Annotated in this window: 4 protein-coding genes; all 4 read right to left on the bottom strand. The window is 61.9% G+C overall.

Going from position 1 to position 3,885, the window contains the following annotated elements; translation table 11 throughout:
- Positions 1–90: 90 nt before the first annotated feature.
- On the bottom strand, positions 91–975 hold the full coding sequence (locus AC1D1X_RS17805) for an alpha/beta hydrolase family protein (RefSeq protein WP_477668471.1): 885 nt from the start codon (positions 973–975) through the stop codon (positions 91–93).
- Between the two features lie 24 nt (positions 976–999).
- Positions 1,000–1,434: a DUF2147 domain-containing protein gene (locus AC1D1X_RS17800; RefSeq protein WP_477668472.1), complete on the bottom strand. Its 435-nt coding sequence runs from the start codon at positions 1,432–1,434 to the stop codon at positions 1,000–1,002.
- A gap of 29 nt (positions 1,435–1,463) precedes the next feature.
- A complete protein-coding gene (locus tag AC1D1X_RS17795) occupies positions 1,464–3,260 on the bottom strand; it encodes an acyl-CoA dehydrogenase C-terminal domain-containing protein (RefSeq protein WP_477698787.1) in 1,797 nt (598 codons plus the stop codon).
- A 16-nt stretch (positions 3,261–3,276) separates the two neighbouring features.
- A partial coding sequence (locus AC1D1X_RS17790; RefSeq protein WP_477698786.1) for a TetR/AcrR family transcriptional regulator occupies positions 3,277–3,885 on the bottom strand: 609 nt, incomplete at its 5' end.

Genomic DNA, 3,885 nt, shown 5'->3' with positions numbered 1-3,885 from the left:
CCTTGACGTTGACCAGATGGGCGGCAATCTGCGCGCCCATGACACCGGCACCGAGGACGGCGACTTTTTTGACTTGGAATCGGGACATGGTTAAGACCTGGTTGAGGGAATCTGGTTGAAAAATTCAAGCACGGCGCTCCAGTAGCGCTGTGGCTCGTCGCGCATGCCGTGGGTGTGGTCGGCGCGTTCGAGGATCAGGCGCTGGATGCGTTCAGGCCGTGAAGCAGCCTGCTGCAAGGCATCGCCGAAATGCACCGGCGTCCAGCGGTCGCCCCGGCTGTGGATCAGCAGCACGTCCACGTCGCGCATGTTGGCAAGGTGGTGTACGGGCCGCAGGCGCAACTCGCCTTGCGGGTTRATGCGCCGGCTGATGTTGAGCACGGCATGGGCAAAAGGATAAGCTTTCCAGAAATCGGGCAGCGAGGGCGCGCAAGCTTCAGCCACCACCTTGTCGTAAGGAAAATCCGCTTCGTCAATCGCACTCAGCGTGTTGATCGCGCCGAAAGACGCCGTCAGCGCATGCACCGGCAGCCCGGCAAAAGCGCCACGTGCCCAGGAGCCCACCGATATCACGTCACCGGGGTAATCGAAGTTGGTCGACGGGCTTTCACCAAAGCCGTTGAAGTCGAAAGCCACCACATGAAAGCCCGCATCGAGCAGCGCCTGGGCATGGCCGTGGCGCAGCCAAAAACCCTTGCAGGCAAAACCCATGGGATGGGCGCACACCACCACGCCGCGCGCCGGAAACGGCGTGCGCGCGACGATGGCCTCCAGCCGGCTCGTGCTGCGGCTCGCAATCTGTATCCGCTCCCAGCCTTCTTGCGGCACTTCCGCGGGCCAGCGCCAGGGTTTCATGAAGCGGCCGAAAAACGGCTTCTTGAGCAGGTGATGCCCCCACCAGCGGCGCGCGGCCGGCGGAGTGCTGCCACCGGCACCGAAAGGCAGTGACCGCAAGCGGGAAATCGCTTCACCCATGGCTTGCCCTGACTTTCTGCATGCTCATTGCACCCGAACCCAGGTTTGGGTGCGGCCAAAAGGCCCGATAGAGCCGCGGACTTCCATCTTCTTGCCGCCTTCAATCGGGGTCATCTTGAGCGAATAGCTCTTGCCGTTGTCCGGGTCGAGGATCTTGCCGCCTTCCCAGACGTCGCTGTCCGGCGATTTTTTGGCGCCACGAATGATTTCAAGGCCCAGCCGGGGCTTGTCCTTGCGGTCATCCGAGCATTCGGTGCAAACGTCGTCAGGTTTGACGCCGGGAGACAGGCGCTTTTCGACTTTGCCGTTGAGCACACCGCCGGCTTCAGCGATGCGGATTTCGACTTTGGGGTCGCCAGTTTTTTCGTCGAAGCCGCGCCACAAACCGACCGGCGTGTTCTGTGCCAGCGCCGGGATGGCAACCAGGCCCAGAACGATCATCAGCAATTTTCTTTTCATGGTGTCTCCCGTTGATCTGTGAAAAAAGCTCAGGCCAGCGCTTCGTCGGTCTCCATCAGCGACTTGCTGCCCGTGCGTGCCGTGCGCATCAGCGTCGCGGTTTCGGGGAAGAGCTTGGCGAAGTAAAAGCGCGCAGTTTGCAGCTTGGCCACATAGAACTTGTCGGTGTTGCCGACGGCGATTTCGCGCAGCGCGGTTTGCGCCATCAGGGCCCAGAAGTAGCCGAACACCAGGTGGCCGGCCACGCGCAGGTAGTCGACGGCGGCGGCGCCCACTTCGTCGGGGTTCTGGAAGCCCTTGAAGCCCAGCTCGGTGGTGAACTTGGTCATCTGGTCAGCCAGGTAAGCCAGCGGGTTGATGAACTCGGCCATCTTCTCGTTGACGCCTTCTTCGGCAATGAGCGCACCAATCACCTTGCCGAATTTCTTCAGCGTCGCGCCGTTGTTGCCCAGCACCTTGCGGCCCAGCAGGTCCAGCGACTGGACGGTGTTGGTGCCTTCGTAAATCATGTTGATGCGGTTGTCGCGCACAAACTGTTCCATGCCCCACTCTTTGATGAAGCCGTGACCGCCGAAGACCTGCATGCAGGCGTTGGTGGAGATGTGGCCGTTGTCGGTCAGGAAGGCCTTGACGATGGGCGTGAGCAGTGCGACGATTTCGCCGGAATCCTTGCGCACTTTTTCGTCGGGGTGGTGCAGTTCCTTGTCGAGCAGCAGCGTGCAGTAAATCGCCAGCGCGCGGCCGCCCTCGGCATAGGCCTTGGCCGTCAGCAGCATCTTGCGCACGTCAGGGTGCACGATGATCGGGTCGGCCGGTTTGTCTTTGGCTTTGACGCCGGACAGTGAACGCATCTGGATGCGGTCTTTGGCGTAAGCCAGTGCATTCTGGAAGGCTACTTCGGTCAGGCCCAGCGACTGGTTGCCCACGCCCAGGCGGGCGGCGTTCATCATGACGAACATCGCGGCCAGGCCCTTGTTGGGCGCGCCCACCATGGTGCCGACAGCGTCTTCGAGCACCATCTGCGCGGTGGCGTTGCCGTGGATGCCCATCTTGTGCTCCAGGCCGCCACAGTAAATGCCATTGCGCGAACCAAGAGCGCCATCTTTGCCGATGTTGAACTTGGGCACGGCGAAGAGACTGATGCCTTTGCTGCCCTGGGGTGCGTCAGGCAGGCGGGCCAGCACCAGGTGCACGATGTTGGCGGCCATGTCGTGTTCACCGGCACTGATGAAGATCTTGTTGCCGGTGAGGCRGTAGGTGCCGTCAGGCTGCGGCTCGGCCTTGGTGCGCAACAGGCCCAGGTCGGTGCCGCAATGCGGCTCGGTCAGGCACATGGTGCCTGTCCATTCGCCGCTGGTGAGCTTGGGCAGGTAGAGTTTTTTCTGCTCGTCAGTGCCGTGGGCATGCAGGGCTTCATACGCGCCGTGCGACAGGCCGGGGTACATGGTCCAGGCCTGGTTGGCCGAGTTGAGCATTTCGTAGAGGCACTGGTTCAGCACAAACGGCAGGCCTTGGCCGCCATATTCCGGGTCGCAGCTCAGCGCGGCCCAGCCGCCTTCGACGTACTGCGCGTAGGCTTCCTTGAAGCCCTTGGGCGGCGTGACTTCGTGCGTGGTCTTGTCGAGCTTGCAGCCCTCTTCGTCGCCGCTGATGTTCAGCGGAAAGGTCACCTCGGCGGCGAATTTGCCGGCTTCTTCGAGTACCGCGTTGATGGTGTCGACGTCGACGTCCGCGTGCTTGGGAATGGCCTTGAATTCATCGGTGACCTTGAGCACCTCGTGCATGACGAATTGCATGTCGCGCAGGGGCGGGCTGTACTGGGGCATGGTGGATTCCTTTTGCTTAAACTGGTTTGGAAGGGGAAGCCTTGCCGGAAGCTTTCTTCGGCAAGGTGGAAAGGGGGGCGTCGCTGCCATAGCGCGCCAGAATGTTGGCAAAGCCGGTATTGGCGCGGTCCATGGAACCCGGTGTCTTGAGAAAGCGGGCTTCGTAATGCAGCGCCAGGATCAGGCCGTGGATTTCAAACGCCATCTGGTGCTCGTCAGCGTCAGCATGCAGGTGACCGRCCTCTTTGGCCTGCACCACGGCGCGGTACATGGCCGCCAGCCAGGTGCGCACCGAACCCGCCAGCGCGTCGCGCACCGGTCCGGGCCTGTCGTCAAATTCAACGGCGCCGCTGATGTACAGGCAGCCCGAATCGATTTCAAGCGAGGTGCGTTTCATCCAGTTATGAAACAGCGCCGCCAGACGAGGCAAGCCGCGCGGCTGCTGCAGGGCAGGGAAGAAAACCTCTTCTTCAAAGCGCACGTGGTATTCACGGATGACGGAGATCTGCAGCTCTTCGCGCGAGCCAAAATGGGCGAACACGCCCGACTTGCTCATGCGCATGACCTCAGCCAGCGCGCCTATGCTCAGGCCTTCCAGCCCGATCTGTGTGGCCAGGCCCAGGGC

It is taken from the genome of Polaromonas sp. P1_G4 (genome assembly GCF_056405475.1).
The sequence above is the reverse complement of the archived record's forward strand: the minus strand, read 5'-3'. Positions and strand labels throughout refer to the sequence as shown.